Origin of the sequence: Micromonospora sp. WMMD1082, from assembly GCF_029626175.1 — a bacterium.
GTDB lineage: Bacteria > Actinomycetota > Actinomycetes > Mycobacteriales > Micromonosporaceae > Micromonospora.
On record NZ_JARUBM010000002.1, the window covers coordinates 3,323,879 to 3,346,201 of the forward strand.

General features: G+C 71.8%; 17 protein-coding genes. 11 read left to right on the top strand and 6 right to left on the bottom strand.

The features are described 5' to 3' along the window. Positions 1-10: 10 nt before the first annotated feature. Together O7615_RS15370 and O7615_RS15375 are read right to left on the bottom strand one after the other, a co-directional pair. Entirely contained in the window at positions 11-673 is a 663-nt protein-coding gene (locus tag O7615_RS15370) for a response regulator transcription factor (protein WP_278178292.1), read from the bottom strand. Beyond that, a complete protein-coding gene (locus O7615_RS15375; RefSeq protein WP_278178293.1) occupies positions 661-1,950 on the bottom strand; it encodes a histidine kinase in 1,290 nt (429 codons plus the stop codon). The genes O7615_RS15370 and O7615_RS15375 overlap by 13 nt, the downstream gene beginning before the upstream one ends. Positions 1,951-2,082: 132 nt before the next feature. Between O7615_RS15375 and O7615_RS15380 the strand changes: the two genes are divergently transcribed. Beyond that, positions 2,083-2,727: a DUF998 domain-containing protein gene (locus O7615_RS15380; protein ID WP_278178294.1), complete on the top strand. Its 645-nt coding sequence runs from the start codon at positions 2,083-2,085 to the stop codon at positions 2,725-2,727. Between the two features lie 73 nt (positions 2,728-2,800). Here O7615_RS15380 and O7615_RS15385 read toward each other — a convergent pair whose 3' ends face one another. Then, positions 2,801-4,897 (bottom strand): S9 family peptidase, encoded by a 2,097-nt coding sequence (locus O7615_RS15385; protein ID WP_278178295.1) that lies wholly within the window; start codon positions 4,895-4,897, stop codon positions 2,801-2,803. An 82-nt stretch (positions 4,898-4,979) separates the two neighbouring features. Here O7615_RS15385 and O7615_RS15390 point away from each other — a divergent pair, with 82 nt between their 5' ends. Continuing rightward, positions 4,980-6,326 (top strand): FAD-binding oxidoreductase, encoded by a 1,347-nt coding sequence (locus O7615_RS15390; RefSeq protein ID WP_278178296.1) that lies wholly within the window; start codon positions 4,980-4,982, stop codon positions 6,324-6,326. Positions 6,327-6,358: 32 nt separating this feature from the next. Here O7615_RS15390 and O7615_RS15395 read toward each other — a convergent pair whose 3' ends face one another. Further along, complete coding sequence (locus tag O7615_RS15395) at positions 6,359-8,443, bottom strand: SpoIIE family protein phosphatase (protein WP_278178297.1); 2,085 nt, start codon at positions 8,441-8,443, stop codon at positions 6,359-6,361. A 154-nt stretch (positions 8,444-8,597) separates the two neighbouring features. Here O7615_RS15395 and O7615_RS15400 point away from each other — a divergent pair, with 154 nt between their 5' ends. Beyond that, positions 8,598-12,968, top strand: coding sequence for a HAMP domain-containing protein (locus tag O7615_RS15400; RefSeq protein WP_278178298.1), 4,371 nt, complete (start codon positions 8,598-8,600; stop codon positions 12,966-12,968). Further along, entirely contained in the window at positions 12,965-13,525 is a 561-nt protein-coding gene (locus tag O7615_RS15405; RefSeq protein WP_278178299.1) for a response regulator, read from the top strand. The genes O7615_RS15400 and O7615_RS15405 overlap by 4 nt, the downstream gene beginning before the upstream one ends. Positions 13,526-13,651: 126 nt before the next feature. On the opposite strand, the gene O7615_RS15410 is transcribed toward O7615_RS15405, so the two are convergent. After that, the gene (locus O7615_RS15410) at positions 13,652-13,987 is read right to left on the bottom strand and encodes an STAS domain-containing protein (RefSeq protein WP_278178300.1); all 336 of its coding nucleotides are present in this window, start codon (positions 13,985-13,987) and stop codon (positions 13,652-13,654) included. Between the two features lie 139 nt (positions 13,988-14,126). Here O7615_RS15410 and hemL point away from each other — a divergent pair, with 139 nt between their 5' ends. The 7 genes from hemL to O7615_RS15445 all read left to right on the top strand — a co-directional run bounded on the left by hemL (position 14,127) and on the right by O7615_RS15445 (position 21,939). After that, positions 14,127-15,464 (top strand): glutamate-1-semialdehyde 2,1-aminomutase, encoded by a 1,338-nt coding sequence (gene hemL / locus O7615_RS15415; RefSeq protein WP_278178301.1) that lies wholly within the window; start codon positions 14,127-14,129, stop codon positions 15,462-15,464. Positions 15,465-15,588: 124 nt separating this feature from the next. Then, positions 15,589-16,236: a histidine phosphatase family protein gene (locus tag O7615_RS15420; RefSeq protein ID WP_278178302.1), complete on the top strand. Its 648-nt coding sequence runs from the start codon at positions 15,589-15,591 to the stop codon at positions 16,234-16,236. A gap of 1 nt (position 16,237) precedes the next feature. Further along, positions 16,238-16,816, top strand: a complete 579-nt coding sequence (locus O7615_RS15425; protein WP_278178303.1) for a TlpA disulfide reductase family protein — start codon at positions 16,238-16,240, stop codon at positions 16,814-16,816. Then, entirely contained in the window at positions 16,816-17,700 is an 885-nt protein-coding gene (locus O7615_RS15430; protein WP_278178304.1) for a cytochrome c biogenesis protein CcdA, read from the top strand. Before O7615_RS15425 ends, O7615_RS15430 begins: the two co-directional genes overlap by 1 nt. After that, the gene (locus O7615_RS15435; RefSeq protein ID WP_278178305.1) at positions 17,700-19,349 is read left to right on the top strand and encodes a cytochrome c biogenesis protein ResB; all 1,650 of its coding nucleotides are present in this window, start codon (positions 17,700-17,702) and stop codon (positions 19,347-19,349) included. Before O7615_RS15430 ends, O7615_RS15435 begins: the two co-directional genes overlap by 1 nt. Continuing rightward, positions 19,349-20,392, top strand: a complete 1,044-nt coding sequence (ccsB, locus tag O7615_RS15440; RefSeq protein WP_278178306.1) for a c-type cytochrome biogenesis protein CcsB — start codon at positions 19,349-19,351, stop codon at positions 20,390-20,392. Before O7615_RS15435 ends, ccsB begins: the two co-directional genes overlap by 1 nt. 65 nt (positions 20,393-20,457) lie before the next feature. Next, a complete protein-coding gene (locus tag O7615_RS15445) occupies positions 20,458-21,939 on the top strand; it encodes an ATP-binding protein (protein ID WP_278178307.1) in 1,482 nt (493 codons plus the stop codon). Here O7615_RS15445 and O7615_RS15450 read toward each other — a convergent pair. After that, entirely contained in the window at positions 21,924-22,151 is a 228-nt protein-coding gene (locus O7615_RS15450; protein ID WP_278178309.1) for a hypothetical protein, read from the bottom strand. The two genes, O7615_RS15445 and O7615_RS15450, sit on opposite strands and share 16 nt — an antisense overlap. Positions 22,152-22,323 lie beyond the last annotated feature (172 nt).

Sequence of the window (22,323 nt, forward strand, 5' to 3'; positions counted from 1 at the left end):
GCCGCGCTGCTCAGCTGCCGTTGGCGCGCAGGTAGGTCAGGGTCGCCACGACCCTGCGGTTGGTGTCCTCGTCCGGCGGCAGGCCGAGCTTGGCCAGGATGTTGCCGATGTGCTTGCCGACCGCCGCCTCGGTGACGTGCAGGCCCGCGGCGATGGCGGCGTTGGAGCGCCCCTCGGCGACCAGCACCAGCACCTCCCGCTCCCGGGCGGAGAGGGCGGCGAGCGGGTCGCGCGGGCGGTGCAGCAGCCGGCGGACCACGTCGGGATCGACCACCGTGCCGCCCGCGACGACGGCACGCAGGTTGTCGACGAACTCGGTGACCTCGGCGACCCGGTCCTTGAGCAGGTAGCCGACCCGCCGGCCGTCGGCGCTGTCGAGCAGCGCCGAGGCGTACTCGGGCTGCACGTGCTGGCTCAGCACCACCACGGCCAGCCCGGGCTGCTCGGCGCGCAGCTCCACCGCCGCCCGCAGTCCGTCGTCGCGGTGCCCCGGTGGCATCCGGATGTCGGTCACCACCAGGTCGGGCCGGTGGGCCCGGACCGCCGCCACCAGCGCCGGTGCCGAGCCGACGGCGTCGGCCACGTCGAAGCCGAACCGGGCGAGCAGCGCCACCAGGCCCTCCCGCAGCAGCACCTCGTCCTCGGCGAGCACGACCCGGGTCACGCCGACCACGGTAGTTCCACCCGCAGGAGCGTGGGGCCGCCCGGGGGACTGGCCAGCAGCAGCCGCCCGTCGGCCGCGGCGACCCGGTCGGCGAGCCCGGTCAGTCCGGTGCCCCGCGCCGGGTCCGCGCCGCCCCGGCCGTCGTCGCTGATCTCGACCACCAGTCCGGCGCCGGTGTCGGTGAGCCGGACCGCCGCCCGGGTGGCCGCCGCGTGCCGCGCGACGTTGCCGAGCGCCTCGGACACCACGAAGTACGCGGTCGTCTCGGCGGCCTCGGGCAGTGGCCGCGGTAGCTCGGCGTGCACCTCGACCGGGACGGGTGACTCGTCGGCGAGTTCCCGGACCGCGCCGGTCAACCCCAGGTCGGTGAGGCTCTGCGGGCGGATGCCCCGCACGATCTGCCGGAGCAGGGCCATCAGGTTCTTCGCCTGCTCGTGCGCCACCGCGAGCGGCCGGGCGGCCGGCGAGTCCTCGGGCACGTCCAGCCGGGCCAGGCCGATCTGCAGGCTGAGGCTGGTCAGCTTGGGCTGCGCACCGTCGTGCAGGTCACGTTCGATGCGCCGGCGTTCCGCCTCGTACGCGTCGACCAGCCGGGCCCGCGACCGGGTCACCTCGCGCAGCGCGGCACCGTCCGCGCCGCGCAGCAGCCACCGCGCCACCGCGGCCTGCCCCGCCGCGAGTACGCCGGCCGCGTACCAGAGCACCGGCGCGAGCAGGAGACCGACGATCGCGTGCGGTACGGCCTGCGCGGGTGTGTCCACGGTGGCCCAGATCAGGATCACCTCGTTGGCGTCACTGGCCATGAACGGGCTGACGATGAGCACGCCGTCCAACAACACGAGCATGAGGAACAGCCAGTACCCGACGGGGATCGCGCCGCCGAGCCAGAACAGGTACGCGGCCTCCCGCCACGCCGCGGCCGTCCCGTAGCGGGCGGCGACGCCGCGCCACGGCTGCCGGGCCAGCGGCCGCTCGTCGACGACACCGAGGCGGTACCGCTCGAACGCCGCCACCGGGGCACTCAGCAACGGTGCCAGCGCCAGCACGGTCAGCGCGCCGAACGCGAGGAAGACGGCGAGCGGCAGCGGGACGGGCCGGTCGTGCCGCTGCACGGCGGCAACGGCGGCGACCAGCGGCGCGACCACGACCAGTGGCCCGATCGACAGCACACCGGCCAGCGGCACGGTGGTCAGCAGGTAGGCCAGCGCGCGCCACGGCCACGCGGTCAGCAGGTAGCGGGGCTGGCGCAGGGCCTGGGCGAGGTGGGTCGGTGGGGCCGGTGTCATGCCGCTGACGCTAGTGACGGCGCGGCGTCGACCCCAGCCGACTGGCGCCACCTTCGCGGGTATGTCCAGCCCTACCTCGACCGGCGGGGCAGTGGTAGTGCGCCGGCCGGCCCGCCCGGCTGGAGTGGTGGCATGCCTGCGTACCGCCTCGGTTCCTATGCCCTGCTGCTCGCCGCGCCGCTCTTCGTCGCCGGCAACATGGTGACCGCGCTCGGCTGGCGGCAGCCGCCGTTCAGCTGGCGTACCCACAACATCAGCGACCTCGGGAACGTCACCTGCGGCATCTGGGACACCAGCCGGCCGCGACCGGTCTGCTCGCCCTGGCATCCGTTGATGAACGGCACGATGATCGCCACCGGAATCCTGGTCGTGGCCGGTCTGCTGCTCGCCTGGTCGGCACTGGGTCGCGGGGCGGCCGTCCGGGCCGGGCAGCTGTCGGCGCTGGCGGGCGCCGCCGGTTACGTCCTGGCCGGGGCGTACCCGGCCGATGTCGACGAGAACGTGCACGTTCTGGGCGCGCTGCTCGTCTTCGTGGCCGGGAACGTGGCGATGCTGCTGGCGTCGCTGGCCGGCCGGTCGCCGGTGCTCGGGCCGGCGCGCCGGCTCTCCCTCGTGCTGGGCCTGACCGGTGTCGCCGCGACCGCCCTCTTCCTGGCTCAGGTGGATCTCGGCTTCGGCGTGGGTGGCATGGAACGGGTGGCCGTCGCTCCGTTCCTGCTCTGGACGGTCGTCCTCGGTGCCCAGCTCAGCACCGACCCGGCCGATCCCATGCGTTGATCATGAGGTCGGCGGCATTCTGATCTCCAGTGCGCCGCCAACCTCATGATCAACCGCCGGGTGGGTGGGGTGGTCAGGTGAGGCCGAGGCGATCCAGGGTCCAGGCGTTGACGAACGCCTCCTCGCGCCAGGCGTCGTAGCGTCCGCTCGGTCCGCCGTGACCCGCCTCCATCTCGGTCTTGAGCAGATAGTCACCCTGCGGAGCGGTCGCCCGCAGGCGCGCGATCCACTTCGCCGGCTCGTGGTAGAGCACCCGCGTGTCGTTGAGGCTGGTCATCGCCAGGATCGCCGGGTAGTCCAGCGCCGCGACGTTCTCGTACGGCGTGTACGACTTCATGTACGCGTACACCTCGGGGTCTGCCAGCGGGTTGCCCCACTCCTCCCATTCGGTGACGGTCAGCGGCAGCGACGGGTCGAGGATCGTGTTGAGTGCGTCCACGAACGGCACCTGCGCGACGATGCCGGCGAAGGCGTCCGGTGCGAGGTTGGCCACCGCGCCCATCAGCAGCCCGCCGGCCGAGCCGCCCCGGGCCACCAGACGGTCCGGCGCCGTCCAGCCCGCCTTCGCCAGGTGCCGGGCGCAGGCGACGAAGTCGGTGAAGGTGTTCTTCTTGGCGAGCATCTTGCCCTGGTCGTACCAGCGGCGGCCCAGCTCGCCGCCGCCCCGCACATGGGCCACCGCGAAGATCACCCCACGGTCCAGCAGGGACAGCCGGCCGACCGAGAACCATGGATCCATGCTCGCCTCGTACGAGCCGTAGCCGTAGATGACGCAGGGGGCGGAACCGTCGCGCGGCACGCCCCGGCGGTGGACCAGCGAGATCGGCACCTTCGTGCCGTCGTCGGCCAGCGCCCAGTCCCGATGCTGCTCGTAGTCCTCCGGCCGGTACTCCCGACCGTCCGGCCCGGGCAGCACCGGCCGGCGGCGCAACAGCGTCATCTGGCGGGTCACCAGGTCGTAGTCGTACACCGAATCGGGGGTGACCAGCGAGGTGTAGCGCAGCCGCAGCCGCCCGGTGCGGTACTCGGGGTTGGCGTCCAGGCCGACGGTGTGCAGCGGCTCCGGGAACTCGATGTCGTGGGCGTCGCCGCCGCCGACCGGCAGCACCCGCAGCCCGGTCAGGCCGTTGCTGCGTACGGTGACGACCAGGTGGTCGGCGAAGGCGTCGACCGACTCCAGCCGGGTGCCGGGGGAGTGCTCGATCAGCGGTACCCAGTCGCCCGGGGCATCCGCAGAGGTGTACGCGAGCGCGAAGTCCTCGGCGCCGTCGTTGTGCAGGATCAGGAACCGGTGGCCGTGGTGCTCGACCGAGTATTCGACGCCCTGCCGACGCGGTGCGATCACCGCCGGCTCGCCGGTCGGGTTGCCGGCCGGGATGACCCGTACCTCGCTGGTGAGCTTGCTGGCGATGTCGATGAGGATGAACCGCTCCGAACGGGTCAGCTCGACGCCGACCCAGAACCGCTCGTCGTCCTCGGCGTGCACCACCACGTCCTCGGTGGCGGCGCTGCCGATCACGTGCCGCCAGACCCGGTGGGGCCGCCACGCCTCGTCGACGGTGACGTAGAACAGCACCGAGGCGTCGGCGGACCAGGCGGTGCCGTAGAACGTCCCCGGGATCTCGTCGGGCAGCAGTTCGCCGGTGTCGAGGTCCCTGATCCGCAGGGTGAACCGCTCGTCGCCGGAGAAGTCCGTGGAGTAGGCCAGGAAGCGCCCGTCCGGGCTGACGTCGAAGGCCCCCAGGGCGAAGAAGTCGTGCCCCTCGGCGAGCAGGTTGCCGTCGAGCAGCACGTGTTCCCCGTCGAGCGGAGCACCGTCGGAGCTGATCGGCGGCGCGGTCTCGCCGGTGCGGACCGCCCGGCGGCAGTGGACGCCGTACTGCTGGCCCTCGACGGTGCGGGTGTAGTACCAGTGCTCGCCCTTGCGGGTCGGCACGGACAGGTCGGTCTCCTGGGTACGCCGCCGGATCTCCTCGAACAGCTCCGTACGCAGCCCGGCCAGGTGTGCCGTCCGTGCCTCGGTCCAGGCGTTCTCGGCGCGGAGATAGTTGATCGTTTCCGGATCGTCCTTGGTGGCCAGCCAGGCGTACTCGTCGACGACGGTGTCGTCGTGGTGGACGCGTTCGGTGGGCACCCGGTTGGCTGCGGGAACGGGGGTCTCGGTGGTCACGGCGCCACGTTACCGGCCTTCGCGGCCTCCGGCGCGGAGCAAATCCCTTCCCGATCGTTCGAACACATGTACGATCGCCGTCATGGTGCCAGCCTCTTCCACCGGCGCGGCCGGTGTCCTCGACATCGCCCGCCGGCTGACCGAGATCTGCGGTCCGCGCTTCGCCCGTCTCGCCGGCCCGGCCGACGAGGTGGCCGGGCACGCGGCCCGCTGGGTGGCGGTGCCGGGCGGCCCGCACGCCGCGGCGCAGGTGTTGCGGCTGGCCGCGCGGCATGATCTGACGGTGGTGCCCCGGGGAGCGGGCACCAAGATCGACTGGGGTGCTCCACCCGATCGGGTCGACATCATGCTCGACACCGGGCGGCTGGCGGGCATCGGCCACCAGCCGCCGGGGCGGGGCACGGCCGAGGTCGGCGCCGGCACGCCGCTGCGCGCGGTGCAGGCCACCCTGGAGCGCACCGGGCAGCGGCTCGCGCTGGACGCCCCCTCGCCCGGCGCCACCCTCGGCGGGGTGCTCGCCGCCGACGAGGCCGGCCCGCTGCGGCACCGCCACGGGACCGCCTGTGACCAGCTCGTCGGCCTGCGCTACCTGGCCGCCGACGGCGAGCTGACCGAGGCCGGCGGCGGGGCGGCCGGGTTGGCCCAGGCGCGGCTGCTGTGCGGCTCGGAGGGGGCGCTCGGCGTGCTGGTCAGCGCGACCCTTCGGGTGCAGGCCGCGCCGGCCGCGCGGGTCTGGGTGACCCGGCCGGTGTGGACCCCGCTGGAGGTGCACGATCTGATCCGGGCGGTGCTCGCCGCCCGGCTCGACCCGGCCGCGATCGAGCTCGACCTGCCGGCCGGCACGGGATCCCGGCCGCGCGGGGACCGCCGCGCCGCGTCGATGGCGCTGCACCCGTCGATGGCCGGCCGCGCGCCGACCGGCCGGGCGGGCACCGGCTCGCTGGTGGTGCTGCTGGAGGGCGGGCCGTCCGACGTGGCGGAGCGCACCGATCGACTGGTGAGCCTCCTCGGCTCCCGGTCGACGGTCGCCCGGTCGGCGCCGCCGTGGTGGCGCAGCTATCCCTTCGCCCCGGGCGACACCGCGCTGCGGCTGGAGGTGCCGATCACCGACCTGCACGCCGCCGTCTACGCGCTGCGCGACGCGGCCGGAGAACCACTGCCGGTACGCGGCTCGGCCGGGCTCGGCGTGGTGCACGCCGCCCTGCCCGGCACGATGTCACCCGACCGGGTGACCTCGATCCTGGCCGCGGTGCGGGGCGTCCTTCTCGCCCGGCAGGGCCGGTGCGTGGTGCTCGCCGCGCCGCCCGCGGTCCGGCGCGCCGTCGACCTCTGGGGCGACCTGGCCGACCTGGCCCGGCTACGCGCCGCCAAGCAGCACCTCGACCCAACCCACCGCCTAGCCCCCGGCCGCCTCCCCGGCGGCCTCTAACCGCCCCCCAGATCGCGGGGCGCGGGGGTGGGTCAGACGGCGTCGTTGCGGAGGACGAGGATGGCGATGTCGTCGCGGGGGGCCTCGACCGAGAAGTTGATCGCGGTGGACCGTAGCCGGGCAGCCACCACGTCGGCCGAGTAGCCGGCCAGCGGCGCGGCGGCGTCCCGTAGCCGGCTCGTGCCGAACAACTCCCGGCCCCGGCGACGCTCGGTCACTCCATCGGTGTAGAAGACCAGGCAGTCACCCGGGCCGAGGGCGATCTGCGAGGTGGGCGAGGCGATCGTGTCGAGCAGGCCGAGCGCGGTGCCGCCGGTGCCGACGAAGGCGGCCGGGCCGCCGCCCGAGCGCAGCAGCACCGGCCGATCGTGCCCGGCCAGGTGCAGCCCGACGTCGAGCCGGCCGCCCTCGCCCGGCCCGACCGCCGCCAGGGCGAGCGTGCAGTAGCGGCCGGCGCCCCGCTCGACCAGCGTCTCGTTGAGCCGGCCCAGCACCTCGGGCAGCGGCTTGCCGTCACCGGCCAGCACCCGGATCACGTCCCGGACCAGCCCGGTGACCGCCGCGGCCTGCACCCCCTTGCCGGAGACGTCGCCGATCACCACCAGCCAGCGTCCGTCCGGCAGCGGCACCACGTCGTAGAAGTCGCCACCGACGTCGGCGTCGCCGCCGGTCGGTACGTACTCGGCGGCGAACCCGATGCCCTCCACCACCGGCAGCACCGGCGGCAACAGGGACTGTTGCAGCGTCTGCGCCACCCGGCGGCGCTCGGCGTGGATCCGGGCGTTCTCGATCGCCAGTGCCGCCCGCCGGGCCACGTCCTCCAGCACTGCGATCTCGTCCGGGTCCTGCCGGTGCCGCTGGTGCCGCCCGACGGCGAGCGTGCCGAGGCGCTGACCCCGGGCGATCAGCGGCACGGCGAAGCCCTCCATCGGCGCGCCCAGCGGCGTCCGGGTGCCGTGGCGGCTGGCCTCGCGCAGCCGGGCCTGGATCGAGTCGGGGCCGGCCTCGCGGAGGATGGCGTGCAGCTGCGGCAACATCGACTCGTCCGCGTGGCTGGCCGCCGCGAGCCGGAGCCGACCCCACTCGTCGGTGGTGTGCACCGCGCACCACTGGCCGAGCCGGGGCACCACCAGCTGCGGGATGAGCGCCATGGTCAGTTCCACGTCCAGCGACTGGGCGAGCAGTTCGCTGGCCTCGGCGAGAAAGGTCAGCCACGCCTGCCGGCGTACGTCGGCGCGGCGCAGCCGGTCGTTCTCCAGGTGCAGCGAGAGCCGCTCGGCGGTCAGCACGGCCAGCGGCTGGGCGTACGCGGTGGGCGCGGCATCCAGTTCCAGTTCCCCGGCGTACGGGCGGTGCACGGCCAACGGCACCCGGAGCAGGTCGTTGCCGGCCCGGGGCTGCCGCCCGTACCGGGCGAGCACCTGGAGACCCTGACCGTCGCCCCGGTCCAGCCGCACCACGCCCCCGGCGGCGCCGACCATCTCCGCCACCCGGGTCAGCAGGCCGGCGGCGAAGTCCGGCAGCGGGTCATCGGCGTTCGGGTCGGGGGTGGTCTGCGTCAGCGCGCTCATCTCGCTGGCGCTCGGTACCGCGGTCAGCCCGGCGCCGTCCGAGTCGCCGGCCACCGGTGGCGCCGACGGGGCCGGTCCCGCCCGGTCCGAGCCCGTCCCGTCGCCACCCGGACGATCCAGCCGGAACCACACGCCCTTGCCGGTGGGGAGGTAGGTGGTGCCCCACCGGCTGGCAAAGTGGTCGACCAGCAGCAGCCCGCGCCCCCGTTCGGCGACCTCGGAGATGTCGGTGGCCACATTGCGTACGCCGACGGTCAGCTCGTCGACCGGGCCGGCGGCGAAGTCGGAGACCGTCACGGTCAGCCCCGCCTGGTCGGCGGTGACCTCGATGTCCAGTTCGGTGCGGGCGTGCTCGACCGCGTTCGTGGACAGCTCCGTGGTCAACAGAAGTGCCTCGTTGAGTAGCTCGTCCAGGTTCGCCTCGGCGAGCACGGACCGGACGACGGCGCGCGCGGCGGCGGGCGTACGGCGGTCGGCGGGCAGCCGGACGCGCCGCAGGTGCTCGTCTGGGCCGACGTTCGTCGCGGGCCCCGCCTCCGCTGACACCCTCGTATCCTCCACCGACACCTGTCCGGTGCCAAGCTGATCATGGTGCGCTCTTTGCCGAACGACGGTGGTCTGCCATGGCGGTTTCGAGGTCACGGGGACAATGATGGGGTGGCCGGCGCGAGCCGGTGGACCCCGAGTTGAGCGAGGAATGATGACCACGGCGAAACAGTCGGTGACCGCGGAGGCCCCCGCCGCCGACCACGAGGCGGTCCTCACCGAGCTGGCGGAGGCGCTGCGACGGGTCCGTCGCGGCGATCTCAAGGTGCGGCTGCCCCGGCGTTCGGGCGCGGCCGGCGAGGTGGCGGACGCCTTCAACGACGTGGTGTCGCTCCAGGAGCGGCAGCATCTGGATCTGCGCCGGATCAGCCGGATCGTCGGTCGGGACGGCCGGCTGACCGAGCGTCTCGACGAGGAGGGGCTGGACGGCACCTGGGCGGAGGGCCAGCGGGCCGTCAACTCCCTGATCGACGACCTGGGTCGACCCACCACCGAGATCGCCCGGGTCATCGTGGCGGTCGCCGATGGTGATCTTTCCCAGCACATGGCACTGGAGATCGACGGCCGCCCGTTGCGCGGTGAGTACCTGCGCATCGGCCGCACCGTCAACACCATGGTCGACCAGCTCTCGTCCTTCTCCAACGAGGTGACCCGGGTGGCCCGGGAGGTGGGCACCGAGGGCAAGCTCGGCGGCCAGGCCGACGTACGCGGCGTCGCCGGCACCTGGAAGGACCTCACCGACTCGGTGAACACGATGGCGTCGAACCTGACCGGCCAGGTCCGGTCGATCTCCCAGGTGGCGACCGCGGTGGCGAAGGGCGATCTGTCGCAGAAGATCACGGTCGGCGCCCGCGGCGAGGTCGCCGAGCTGGCCGACACGATGAACTCGCTCACCGACACGCTGCGGCTCTTCGCCGAGCAGGTGACGCGGGTGGCCCGGGAGGTGGGCACCGAGGGCAAGCTCGGTGGTCAGGCGGAGGTGCCGGGCGTCGCGGGCACCTGGAAGGACCTGACCGACAGCGTCAACTCGATGGCGTCGAACCTGACCGCCCAGGTGCGGAACATCGCCCAGGTCTCCACGGCCGTCGCCCGGGGCGACCTGTCCCAGAAGATCACCGTGGCTGCGCAGGGCGAGATCCTGGAACTCAAGGACACCGTGAACACGATGGTGGATCAGTTGTCGTCGTTCGCCGACGAGGTGACCCGGGTGGCCCGTGAGGTAGGCACCGAGGGCAAGCTCGGCGGCCAGGCCCAGGTACGCGGGGTCTCCGGCACCTGGCGTGATCTCACCGAGAACGTCAACCAGCTCGCCGGGAACCTGACCAGCCAGGTCCGCAACATCTCCCAGGTCTCCACGGCGGTGGCGAAGGGTGACCTGTCGCAGAAGATCACCGTTGACGCCCGGGGCGAGATCCTGGAGCTGAAGTCGACGGTGAACACGATGGTGGATCAGTTGTCGTCGTTCGCCGACGAGGTGACCCGGGTGGCCCGTGAGGTGGGCACCGAGGGCAACCTCGGCGGCCAGGCCCAGGTCAAGGGCGTCTCCGGCACGTGGCGGGATCTGACCGACAACGTGAACTCGATGGCGTCGAACCTGACCAGCCAGGTGCGGAACATCGCCTCGGTCACCACGGCGGTGGCGAAGGGTGACCTGTCGCAGAAGATCACCGTCGACGCCCGGGGCGAGATCCTGGAGCTGAAGTCGACGGTGAACACGATGGTGGATCAGTTGTCGTCGTTCGCCGACGAGGTGACCCGGGTGGCCCGCGAGGTAGGCACCGAGGGCAACCTCGGCGGGCAGGCACAGGTACGCGGGGTCGCCGGCACCTGGCGGGACCTCACCGACAACGTGAACTCGATGGCGTCGAACCTGACCGCCCAGGTGCGGAACATCGCCCAGGTCTCCACCGCGGTGGCGAAGGGTGACCTGTCGCAGAAGATCACGGTCGACGCGCAGGGCGAGATCCTGGAGCTGAAGTCGACGGTGAACACGATGGTGGATCAGTTGTCGTCGTTCGCCGACGAGGTGACCCGGGTGGCCCGTGAGGTGGGCACCGAGGGCAAGCTGGGCGGCCAGGCCGAGGTGAAGGGCGTCTCGGGCACGTGGCGGGATCTGACCGACAACGTGAACTCGATGGCGTCGAACCTGACCAGCCAGGTGCGGAACATCGCCTCGGTCACCACCGCCGTGGCCAACGGCGACCTGTCGCAGAAGATCACGGTCGACGCGCAGGGCGAGATCCTGGAGCTGAAGAACACCGTGAACACGATGGTGGATCAGCTGTCGTCGTTCGCCGACGAGGTGACCCGGGTGGCCCGGGAGGTGGGCACCGAGGGCAAGCTGGGCGGTCAGGCCCAGGTCAAGGGCGTCAGCGGCACCTGGCGGGACCTCACCGAGAACGTCAACCAGCTGGCGTCGACGCTGACCACCCAGCTGCGCGCGATCGCCCAGGTCTCGACGTCGGTCACCCGGGGCGACCTCACCCAACGGATCGCGGTGAAGGCGCAGGGCGAGGTCGCCGAGCTGAAGGACAACATCAACCAGATGATCGTCACCCTGCGGGAGACGACCCACAAGAACGCCGAGCAGGGTTGGCTGGACTCCAACCTCGCCCGCATCGGTGGGCTGTTGCAGGGCCAACGTGACCTCGGCGAGGTCTGCCGCATGATCATGCAGGAGGTGACCCCGCTGGTCGACGCGCAGCTCGGCGCGTTCTTCCTCGCGGACAACTCCGAGGGGGTGATGCGGCTGCGGCTCACCGCCTCGTACGGGTACGTCTCGCGGGGGCACGACGTGACCTTCGGGCCGGGCGAAGGGCTGGTCGGTCAGGCGGCGCTGTCGCGGCGCACCATCCGGGTCGGTGCGGTGCCGGACGGCCGGATCACGTTGCGCTCCGGGCTGGCCGACACACCCCCGGCCGACCTGGTCGTGCTGCCCGTCCTCTTCGAGGGCGAGCTGCTCGGCGTGATCGAGTTCGCCACCGTCACGCCCTTCTCCGAGCTGCACCTGTCGTTCCTGGAGCGGCTGGTCTCCACGATCGGTATCGCGGTCAACACCATCCAGGCGAACCGGCGTACCGAGGAACTGCTCGCCCAGTCGCAGCGGCTGGCGCACGAGTTGCAGGAGCAGTCGGCGGAGTTGCAGCGGACCAACGCCGAGCTGGAGGACAAGGCCAAGCTGCTGTCCGAGCAGAAGGCGAACATCGAGACCCAGAACCGGGAGATCGAACTGGCCCGGCTCGGCCTGGAGGACAAGGCGCAGCAGCTCACCCGGGCCTCGGCGTACAAGTCGGAGTTCCTGGCTAACATGAGCCACGAGCTGCGTACGCCGCTGAACTCCCTGCTGCTGCTGGCCCGGCTGCTCATGGAGAACTCGGAGCAGAACCTCACGCCGAAGCAGATCGAGTTCGCCCGTACGATCCACGGCTCCGGGTCGGACCTGCTGCGCCTGATCGACGACATCCTCGACCTGTCCAAGATCGAGGCCGGGCGGATGGACGTGGAGCCGACCGAGGTCCGCTTCACCGAGATCTGCAACTACGTCGAGCAGGCATTCGCCCCGCAGGCCGACGACAAGGGCCTGGACTTCCAGGTACGCATCGGCAAGGACCTGCCGCTGGCGGTGGTGACCGATGCGCAGCGACTCCAGCAGGTGCTGCGCAACCTGCTGTCCAACGCCGTCAAGTTCACCGACAACGGTGCGGTGACGTTGCGCATCTCCCGGGCTCCGGAGCACGCGGTCTTCGACGTACCGGCGCTGACCAACGCCCGGCACGTGATCGCGTTCACGGTGATCGACACCGGCATCGGCATCTCCGACGACAAGCTCTCGCTGATCTTCGAGGCGTTCCAGCAGGCGGACGGCACCACCAGCCGCCGCTACGGTGGCACCGGGCTGGGCCTGTCGATCAGCCGGGACCTGGCCCGGCTGATCGGCGGCACGATCACCGTCACCTCGGCGCCCGGCCAGGGCTCGACGTTCACCCTCTACCTGCCCGACGTGCTGGCGCCGGACGCGGTGGTGGCGCCGGCCCCGCCGTCGCCGCAGCGGGCGGGGCTGCCGTCGTCGCTGCTGATGCCGCCGGTGGAGCTGCTGCCGGAGGCTCCGGAGGCCCCGAAGACCCGCCAGTTGGACGGTTCCACCGTGCTGATCGTCGATGACGACGTGCGCAACGTCTTCGCCCTGACCAGTGCGCTCGAACTGCACGGCATGACCGTGCTCTACGCCGACAACGGCAGCGACGGGGTGCGCCTGTTGGCCGAGCACCCGGAGGTCGATATCGTCCTGATGGATGCGATGATGCCCGATCAGGACGGATACGAGACGACCCGGCAGATCCGGCGCAACCACCGGTTCGCCGACCTGCCGATCGTCTTCCTGACCGCCAAGGCGATGCCGGGTGACCGGGAGTCGGCGATCGCGGCCGGGGCCAGCGACTACATCACCAAGCCCGTCGACCTGGACCAGTTGATCGAGTTGATGGGCACCTGGATCAGCGGCAGCCGTACCGAGGAGGGCTCGTGACGCAGGTGGCGAAGGCGCTGCTGGTCGATGACCGCCGGGAGAACCTGATGGCCCTGGAGGCGATCCTCCAGGGGCTGCCGGTGCAGTCGGTCGCGGTGGAGAGTGGCGAGGCGGCGCTGAAGCAGCTGCTGGTGGACGACTTCGCGGTGATCCTGCTGGACGCCCAGATGCCGGACATGGACGGCTTCGAGACGGCCAGCCACATCAAGCGGCGGGAGCGTACCCGGCACGTCCCGATCATCTTCCTGACCGCCGCCGACCGGGACGCGCAGCTGGCCCTACGCGGCTACGCGGTCGGCGCGGTCGACTACCTCACCAAGCCGTTCGACCCGTGGGTGCTGCGGGCCAAGGTCTCCGTCTTCGTGGACCTGTGGACCAAGACCCGCCAGTTGGCGGCGCAGTCGGAGATGGTGCGCGAGCGCGACGCCCAGTGGCGGTTGTTGACCGACGCCGTCGACGAGGCCACCACCCTGCTCCGCAACGCCGACGACCCGGAGTCCGTCACCCGCGCGGTAACCACCCTCGAACAGGCCCGCTGGGGCACCACCCCCGACTAACCCCCACCCCACCCCTCGCACCGTTGATCATGAAGTTGTTGTCATCCCGCCCGGCGTGTCGCGACAACAACTTCATGATCAACCCGGGCTGCGGTCGGGGGAGGGGGAGGGGGAGGGGGAGGGGGGTTAGGTGGTGGGGGCGTCGTTGCGGATCATCAGGGCGCTGCGTAGGCCGGTGATGTCCAGGACGCGGAGCAGGAACTCGCCGACGTTGGTCAGGACCAGCAGGCTCTGCGCGTGGCTGGCCTTGCGGCTGAGGACGACCAGCGTCCCCAAGCCCTGCGAGTCGCAGAAGGTGACCCCGCCGAGATCGAGCACGATCCGGGGTGGCGGTTCGGTGAGGACCTCATTGACAATGGTCGACAGCTGGGCGGCCGTGAGCATGTCGATCTCACCGGCAAGGCGCAGCACTGCTTCGTCGCCCGTTCGGTGTACGGTGATGGACAGTTCGGCACGATCCACTGGGTCAGCCTATCGCGATCTCGGTCGCCTGGCCTGTCGAGGCATGCCGTCCCCGGCCAGCGTGCCGGGGGTGAGCCCGGTAACCCGGAGCCGGGGTGCCTGCCGATCCGCCGTCGGGCGCTGACACAATGGCCGCATCGTGACCGAGGTGATTTCCGCCGGATCCGACCGCTACCCGGTCGACGCGCCGGCCTCAGCGGCCCTGTTCGACCGCGCCTGCGCCATCGTGCCGGGCGGGGTGAACTCCCCTGTGCGCGCCTTCCGGGCGGTCGGCGGCACACCACGCTTCATGGTCCGGGGCGAGGGGCCGTGGCTGCACGACGCCGACGGCCGGCGCTACGTCGACCTGGTCTGCTCCTGGGGACCGCTGATCCTCGGCCACGCGCATCCCGAGGTGGTCGCGGCCGTGCAGGCCGCCGCCGCGAACGGCACCAGCTTCGGTACGCCGACCCCCGGCGAGGTCGACCTGGCCGCCGAGATCGTCGTGCGTACCCCGGTCGAGCAGGTCCGGCTGGTCAACTCGGGCACCGAGGCGACGATGTCGGCGATCCGTCTCGCCCGTGGCTACACCGGCCGTTCGAAGATCATCAAGTTCGCCGGCTGCTACCACGGTCACGTGGACTCGCTGCTCGCCGCCGCCGGCTCCGGCGTGGCCACCCTCGGCCTGCCCGACTCGCCCGGGGTCACCGGCGCGGCGGCCGGCGACACCATCGTGCTGCCGTACAACGACGTCGCCGCCGTGGAGGAGGCGTTCGCCGCCGAGGGGCCGCACATCGCCGCGGTGATCACCGAGGCCGCTCCGGGGAACATGGGCGTGGTCGCCCCGCGCGACGGCTTCAACGGGCAGCTGGCGCGGATCGCGCACGCGCACGGCGCGCTGCTCGTCGTCGACGAGGTGATGACCGGGTTCCGGGTCTCCCGCTCCGGATGGCACGGCCTCGAACCGGTCGACGCGGACCTGTGGACGTACGGCAAGGTCATGGGTGGTGGCCTGCCCGCCGCGGCGTTCGGCGGGCGCGCGGAGATCATGTCGCGCCTGGCTCCCGCCGGCCCGGTCTACCAGGCCGGCACCCTCTCCGGGAACCCCCTCGCCTGCGCGGCCGGCCTGGCCACCCTGCGGCTGGCCGACGAGGCGCTCTACCGCCGGCTGGACGACACCGCCGCCGTCGTGGGCAAGCTCGCCACCGAGGCGCTGACCGCCGCCGGGGTCCCGCACCGGCTGTCGTACGCGGGCAGCATGTTCTCGATCTTCTTCACCGACGCCGACGTGGTCGACTACGACAGCGCCCGCACCCAACAGGTGCCGGCGTTCAAGGCGTTCTTCCACGCGATGCTCGCCGCCGGGGTCTACCTGCCGCCGAGCGCGTTCGAATCCTGGTTCGTCTCGGCGGCGATCGACGCCGCCGCCCTGGAACAGATCGCCGCGGCCCTGCCGGCGGCGGCCAACGCGGCAGCAGCGGCAGGTACAGGAGGGTAGCGGTGAGCGCGAGGAGTGAGCCGGTCTTGCGAGCCCCGCAGTCGCGAACGAAGGGGGTGGCGGTGAGCGCGAGGAGTGAGCCGGTCCTGCGAGCCCCGCAGTCGCGAACGAAGGGGGTGCAACGGTGAGTAAGACGGTGGTCCACGTGCTTCGGCACGGTGAGGTGCACAACCCGGACGGCATCCTCTACGGCCGGCTGCCCGGTTTCCGCCTCAGCGAGCTGGGTGTGCAGATGGCCAAGGCCGCCGCGCAGGGGCTCGCCGACCGCGAGATCGTCCACGTGGTGGCCAGCCCGCTGGAACGCGCCCAGCAGACCGCCGAGCCGATCGCCGCACAGTTCCGGTTGCCCGTCGGGGTGGACGAGCGGCTGATCGAGAGCGCCAACTGGTTCGAGGGCAAGCGGGTCTCGCCCGGGGACGGCTCCTTCCGTGACCCGCGCAACTGGTGGGTGCTGCGCGATCCGGTGACCCCCTCCTGGGGTGAGGCGTACCGGGTGATCGCCGAGCGGATGTTCGCCGCGCTGCACGCCGCCCGGATCGCCGCCGAGGGGCGCGAGGCCGTCCTGGTCTCGCACCAGCTGCCGATCTGGACGCTGCGCCGGCACGTCGAGCGCAAGCGGCTCTGGCACGACCCGCGCCGCCGGCAGTGCGCACTGGCCTCGCTCACCACCTTCCACTTCGACGGCGCCAAGGTCGTCGGCATCGGCTACTCCGAACCCGCCGCGCATCTGGTGGCGATGTCGCCGACCGCGCGGACGGCCAAGGGAGCCTGACATGGGCGCCCGGAGGCTGGCCGCCGGCGTGCTCACCGCCGTGACCGCCACGGCGGTGCTGAGCGGCTGCACCGGCGGCGGCCGGGAGTCGGTCTGTGACAGCGTCGGCGGCATCGTGGAATGTGCGCCGGATCAGCGGTCCGGCGCCCCCGCCATCGCGGGCGAGCTGCTCAAGGGCGGGTCGTACGACGTGGCCAGCCAGCGGGGCCAGGTCGTCGTGGTCAACTTCTGGGGTTCCTGGTGCGCGCCGTGCCGGGCCGAGGCCGACGACCTGGAGAACACCTACCAGGCCACCAAGGGCTCCGGGGTGACCTTCCTCGGCATCAACGTGCAGGACAGCCGGGACAAGGCCGTCGCCTTCGAGGAGGCGTTCGGCATCAGCTATCCGAGCATCTTCGACCCGGGCAGCCGGCACGCCCTCGCCATGGACATCCCACCGAACAGCATTCCCGCCACCGTAGTGCTCGACCGGGAGGGCCGGATCGCCACCGTGATCCGGGCGGCGGTCCGGCAGGAGGGTCTGCAACCCATCGTCGAGCGGATCGCCGCGGAGGCTCCCGCGCCGCCCGGCCAACGCTGATGGGCGAGACGTTCGGCCAACTCGCCGAGTCCGGCCCGCTGCTGCTGGCGATGGGCGCGGCGGCCCTGGCCGGCCTGGTCAGTTTCCTGTCCCCGTGCGTGCTGCCGCTGATGCCCGGCTACCTCTCGTACGTCACCGGCCTCGCCGGCACCGACCTCGAAGGCCGAGACGAAAGGAAGGGCCCCCTACCAACACCTCAGGTAGCGGAAGGCCCCCCTGTCAACGGCCAGGCCGGGGCGGGCAGCGGCGGCGGTGCCGCTGTCCGTACGGCGGTGCGGGCAGCACGCCCCACGGTCAGCGCGGCGGCACGGGGGCGGGTACTCGCCGGGACGCTGCTCTTCATCGCCGGCTTCACGGTCGTCTTCACCGCCACCGCGATCCTGTTCAGCAGCATCGGCCGGGTCTTCTTCGACTACGAGCGGACGCTGGAGATCGTCATCGGCGGGCTCATCGTCGTGCTCGGGCTGGGCTACCTCGGGGTGCTGCCCGGATTGCAGCGAGAGTTCCGGATCAACCGGCTGCCCGCCGCCGGCCTGCTCGGCGCGCCCGTGCTCGGTGCGGTGTTCGCGCTCAGCTGGGTGCCCTGCACCGGGCCCACCCTGGCCGCGGTGCTCGGGATGGCCACCACCAGCGGTCAGACCGATCGGGCGGTGGTGCTCGCCGTGGCGTACTGCCTCGGGCTGGGGATCCCGTTCGTCGTCTTCGGGCTCGGCTTCGAACGCCTGCTCGGCGTCTTCCAGGCTGTGCGGCGCAACAGCCGCTGGGTCACCCGGATCGGCGGCGTCCTGCTGATCCTGATCGGCCTGGCGCTGGTCACCGGAGGCTGGACGAACGTGGTGATCTGGCTGCAGACCACCGTCGGGGTCGGCGAGGTGAGCATCTGATGACCGCCGTGGACGACCGGCCCACCGTGCCGGCTGAGGCGCCCCGACGCCGCCCCAACCCGGTGATCGCCCTGCTGCGCAACTCGTGGCGGCAGCTGACCAGCATGCGTACCGCACTGGTGTTGCTCTTCCTGCTCGCGGTCGCCGCCATCCCGGGATCGGTGCTGCCGCAGCGCGGGGTCAACCCGGAGGACGTACGCGACTTCTTCACCGTCCACCCCGACCTGGCCCCGCTGCTCGACCGGGCGGGTGCGTTCGAGGCGTTCAGCTCGGTCTGGTTCTCCGCGATCTACCTGTTGCTGTTCACCTCGCTGATCGGCTGCATCACGCCCCGGCTGCGCGACCACGTCCGGGCGCTTCGGGCGAGGCCGCCGGCCGTACCGAGCCGGCTGACGCGGCTGCCGCAGCACACGGTGATCCCCGCGCCGGACGGCGGCGCGGCGGCGGTCGCCGAGACGCTGCGCCGCCGGCGGTGGCGGGTGGTGGTCCGGGGTGACGAGGTCTCCGCCGAGAAGGGCTATCTCAAGGAGACCGGCAACCTGATCTTCCACACGTCGATGGTGGTGCTGCTGATCGGCGTCGCGCTCGGCTCCTGGTACGGCTGGCACGGCAACCGGCTGCTCGTCGCCGGCGAGGACCAGGTCTTCTGCAACACCCGGCAGCAGTACGCCGAGGCGAAGCTCGGGCCGCGCGTCGACGCCCTGCCCCGCTTCTGCATGCAGCTGGACGAGTTCGACGCCCGGTTCCTGGAGACCGGTCAGCCCGCGTTCTACAACGCGAAGGTGACCGTCGACGAGGACGGCGGCGTGCGGCGCCCAGCGGAGTTCTCGGTGAACTCGCCGCTGCGCCTCCACGGCGCGAACGTCTACCTGCTCGGACACGGGTACGCGCCGGTGATCCGCTACACCGACCGGTTCGGCCGCAGCCAGACCAGCGCCGTGCCGTTCCTCAGCACCGGGGACATCGGGCTGACCAGCGAAGGGTTGGCCGCCTTCCCGGACGCCAACGTCGATCCCGAGACCGGCGAGCGGAATCCAGAACTCCAGGTGGCCTTCTCGGGGCTGTACCTGCCGACCGCGCCGCAGCAGCCGCCGTTCGTGCGGTCGGCGCACCCGAGCGAGCAGAACCCGCTGCTCGACCTGGTGGCCTACCGGGGCAACCTGGGCCTGGACGGCGGCATCCCGGGCTCGGTCTACCAGCTCGACCAGCGCCAGGTCCGCAACGGCCGGCTCACCGAGATCGGCACGAAGCAGCTGCGGATGGGCGACAGCTGGACGCTGGACGACGGTACGACCGTCGAGTTCCTGGGCTCGCGGCCCTTCGTCACCCTGTCCGTGCGGCACGACCCGGGCACGACGCTGCTGCTGGTCAGCTCCGTCGGGCTGGTGCTCGGGCTGATGGGTTCGCTCTTCGTCCGGCGGCGGCGGGTCTTCGTCCGCGTGCTGCCGGCCGGTCCCGCCGACCCCGACGGCGGTTCTCCGACGGGCGGTAGTAGTTTGGTCGAGGTGGCTGGCCTGCCGCGTACCGAGCACCCCGGGTTCGCCGCCGAGTTCGCCCACCTGGTCGCCGCGATCGGCGCCGGCGGGCGGCCCGGCGACGCCGGCACCGGCCCGGGTACGCAGGCCCGGGCGCGGGAAGGAGTCGAGTGATGTCCGCACTCTCCGATCAGGTGGTCTCCATCGCCACCCTCGTGTACCTACTGGCGATGATCAGCCACGCGGTCGAGTACGCCGTCGGCAACTCCCGCGCCAGGACCGTCGCGGCGCCCGCCCGCGAACTGGTCGGCGCGGCGGTCGGCGGCGGTGGCGCGGCGGGTGGCGTGCCTGCCTCCGCGACCGCCACCCACGGCCTGGCGACGGGAGGTGGCGGGGTGGTGGCCGGTGGCGGCCAGGTCGTCGACGCCCCGGCGCCGAGCCGGGCCGAGCGCTCCGCCCGCCGCGCGGAGCTGGCCGGTCGGGTCGCCGTCGGGCTGACCGTCGTGGCCGCCGCGCTGCACCTGGTGGCGCTGGTCACCCGCGGCCTCGCCGCCGACCGGATGCCATGGGGCAACATGTACGAGTTCGTGCTCACGGTCTCGTTCATCGGGGTGGCCGCCTGGCTGGTGGTGCTGGTGAAGTGGCCGTTCCTGCGCCGCCTCGGGCTCTTCCTGACCCTGGTGATGGTGCTGCTCGTGGCCACCGCCGAGCTGGTCCTCTATACCCCGATCGTGCCGCTGGTGCCGGCGCTCAACTCGTACTGGTTCATCGTGCACGTGTCGACCATCGTCTTCGCCTCGGGGCTGTTCCTGCTCGGGGTGGTGCCGGCGGTGGCGTACCTGATGCGGGCCGGGTACGAGAGCGGCAAGCGCAGTTTCCCGTACACCCTGGCGAAGCGGCTGCCCGCGGCGGCCGGCCTGGAACGGCTCACCTTCGTGTTGCACGCCTTCTCGTTCCCGATCTTCACCTTCGCGGTGATCGCCGGGGCGATCTGGGCCGAGGCGGCCTGGGGTCGGCCGTGGGGCTGGGATCCGAAGGAGACCTGGGCGTTCATCTCCTGGGTGGTGTACGCCGGCTACCTGCACGCCCGGGCCACACCGAGCGTGAAGCGGAACGTGGCCACCTGGCTGGCCATCCTCGGCTTCCTGACCGTCCTGATGAACCTGTTCGGCGTGAACATCTTCTTCGAGGGCCTGCACTCCTACGGCGGTCTGTGAGGACAGGACGCAGGATGTAGAACTACACTTCTTATAACTGTAGTTCTACATTTTGTGAGACGCTCATGAGGCTTGCGAAGCCTGCCGAGATCTTCGACCGCGACGCGGAATGGGCCGAGCTGACCCGGTTCGCGACCGACGCTCGCCCAGGTGCGACGCTCGGGGTGGTCAGCGGGCGCCGTCGCCAGGGCAAGACCCTCCTGCTGTACGAGCTGGCCAAGGCCACGGGCGGGTTCTACTTCGGCGCGACCGAGGCCACGCCGGCCGAGTCCCTACGGCGGCTCGGCGAAGCCCTCGGCCGGTACGTCGACAGTCCAGGCCCGGTGCACCTGGTGGACTGGCAGCACGCCATCGATGCCCTACTTGCGTTGGGTAAGGACCGCGCCGTCACCGTGGTGATCGACGAGTTCCCCTACCTGGCCAGGGCCAGCCGGGATCTCCCGTCGGTCATCCAGCACGCACTCACTCCTGGACGACCCGAGCGCACCGGCTCACGTACCCGCCTTCTGCTCTGCGGATCGGCACTCTCGTTCATGGGTGGCCTGCTGGCCGGGTCCGCACCGCTGCGCGGCCGTGCCGGGCTCGAACTGCCGATCGCGCCGCTGGACTACCGCGCGGCGGCGGAGTTCTGGGGCATCGGCGATCCGCGACTCGCCGTCCAGGTGTTCGCCATCGTGGGCGGTACGCCGGCCTACCGGCGGGAGTACGTCCAGGACGACGCACCGGAGGGGCCCGACGACTTCGACGACTGGGTGGTGCGCGCCGTGCTGAATCCGGCCCGGCCACTCTTCCGTGAGGCGCGCTATCTGCTCGCCGAGGACCCAGAGCTGCGGGACACGGCGCTCTATCACTCGGTGCTGTCAGCGGTTGCCGAGGGCAACGCCACTCGTGGCGGCATCGCCGGATTCATCGGCCGCAAGGCCACCGACCTGCAACATCCGTTGACGGTCCTGGAGGACGCCGGACTGCTGGTGCGGGAGCCCGACCCGCTGCGCAGTGGGCGCAGCCGGTACCGGATTGTCGAGCCCTTGATCACCTTCTACCAGGCACTGATGCGGCCCGCGTGGACCGCGCTGGAGCAGCGGCGTGGCGCGGATGTCTGGCGTCGATCCCAACGGCGGTACGCGAGCGCGGTGCTGGGCCCCGGCTTCGAGGAGACGGTCCGGCAGTGGGCACTGCGTTTCGCTGCTTTCGAGACGTTGGGGGGTATCGCCGCCGAAGTGCAGGCAGCGGTACTGACCGACCCGGCGAGCCGGCGGAGTCAGGAACTCGACCTGGTGGCGCTCGGGGAACTGCCGGCAGGCGACGGCCCACGGCCACTACTGGCCCTCGGAGAGGTCAAGTGGGGTCGTACGCTCGGCCGTTCGGATCTTGACCGGTTGGTGCGGGCACGCGAGCTGTTGCAGGGGCGACCTGGTCTCGACCTGGAGCAGACGCGACTGGTGCTCGCCAGCGCGGCGGGGTTCACCGACGAACTGCACCGGCTCTCCGCCAGCAGGTCGGATGTGATCCTGGTCGATGCCGCCAGGCTCTACTCCGGCGATTGAGCCGGGTACCGGCCCCGGTCGGGGCGGTGCTGGGTCAGGGTCTCGTCGATGCGCAAGGTGATCTGGTAGGCGACCTCCGGCACGTCGGCCAGCTCGATCTGTTCGGCCCGCATCGCGAGCTGCGCGTGCAGCTCGCGCGCGATCGCGTCGCGCAGGCTAGTGAGTAGCGGCGACAGCCCATCCGGGTCGCCGACGACGTACGCGTCCGACATGCGCCAAGCCTGCCCGTCCCGGTGACCGCCGGCCCAGCGTCAGTGACAAATCCCGCTGCTCGTCGCCTTCGTTGGACCGTGCCCGGATCCGCTGGCAGGGCAGGGCACCGCCCGCCGTGATTCAGCTGCGCTCTCAGCTCGACAGGCCGTACACCGCACACCGCGCACGCCG

What these genes read in the sequence shown, in the direction of transcription:
- O7615_RS15375 (WP_278178293.1), bottom strand. Translation starts at nt 1,950, where the DNA reads ATGACACCGGCCCCACCGACCCACCTCGCCCAGGCCCTGCGCCAGCCC.
- O7615_RS15380 (WP_278178294.1), top strand. Translation starts at nt 2,083, where the DNA reads ATGCCTGCGTACCGCCTCGGTTCCTATGCCCTGCTGCTCGCCGCGCCG.
- O7615_RS15390 (WP_278178296.1), top strand. Translation starts at nt 4,980, where the DNA reads ATGGTGCCAGCCTCTTCCACCGGCGCGGCCGGTGTCCTCGACATCGCC.
- O7615_RS15400 (WP_278178298.1), top strand. Translation starts at nt 8,598, where the DNA reads ATGACCACGGCGAAACAGTCGGTGACCGCGGAGGCCCCCGCCGCCGAC.
- O7615_RS15425 (WP_278178303.1), top strand. Translation starts at nt 16,238, where the DNA reads ATGGGCGCCCGGAGGCTGGCCGCCGGCGTGCTCACCGCCGTGACCGCC.
- O7615_RS15430 (WP_278178304.1), top strand. Translation starts at nt 16,816, where the DNA reads ATGGGCGAGACGTTCGGCCAACTCGCCGAGTCCGGCCCGCTGCTGCTG.
- O7615_RS15435 (WP_278178305.1), top strand. Translation starts at nt 17,700, where the DNA reads ATGACCGCCGTGGACGACCGGCCCACCGTGCCGGCTGAGGCGCCCCGA.
- ccsB (WP_278178306.1), top strand. Translation starts at nt 19,349, where the DNA reads ATGTCCGCACTCTCCGATCAGGTGGTCTCCATCGCCACCCTCGTGTAC.
- O7615_RS15445 (WP_278178307.1), top strand. Translation starts at nt 20,458, where the DNA reads ATGAGGCTTGCGAAGCCTGCCGAGATCTTCGACCGCGACGCGGAATGG.
- O7615_RS15450 (WP_278178309.1), bottom strand. Translation starts at nt 22,151, where the DNA reads ATGTCGGACGCGTACGTCGTCGGCGACCCGGATGGGCTGTCGCCGCTA.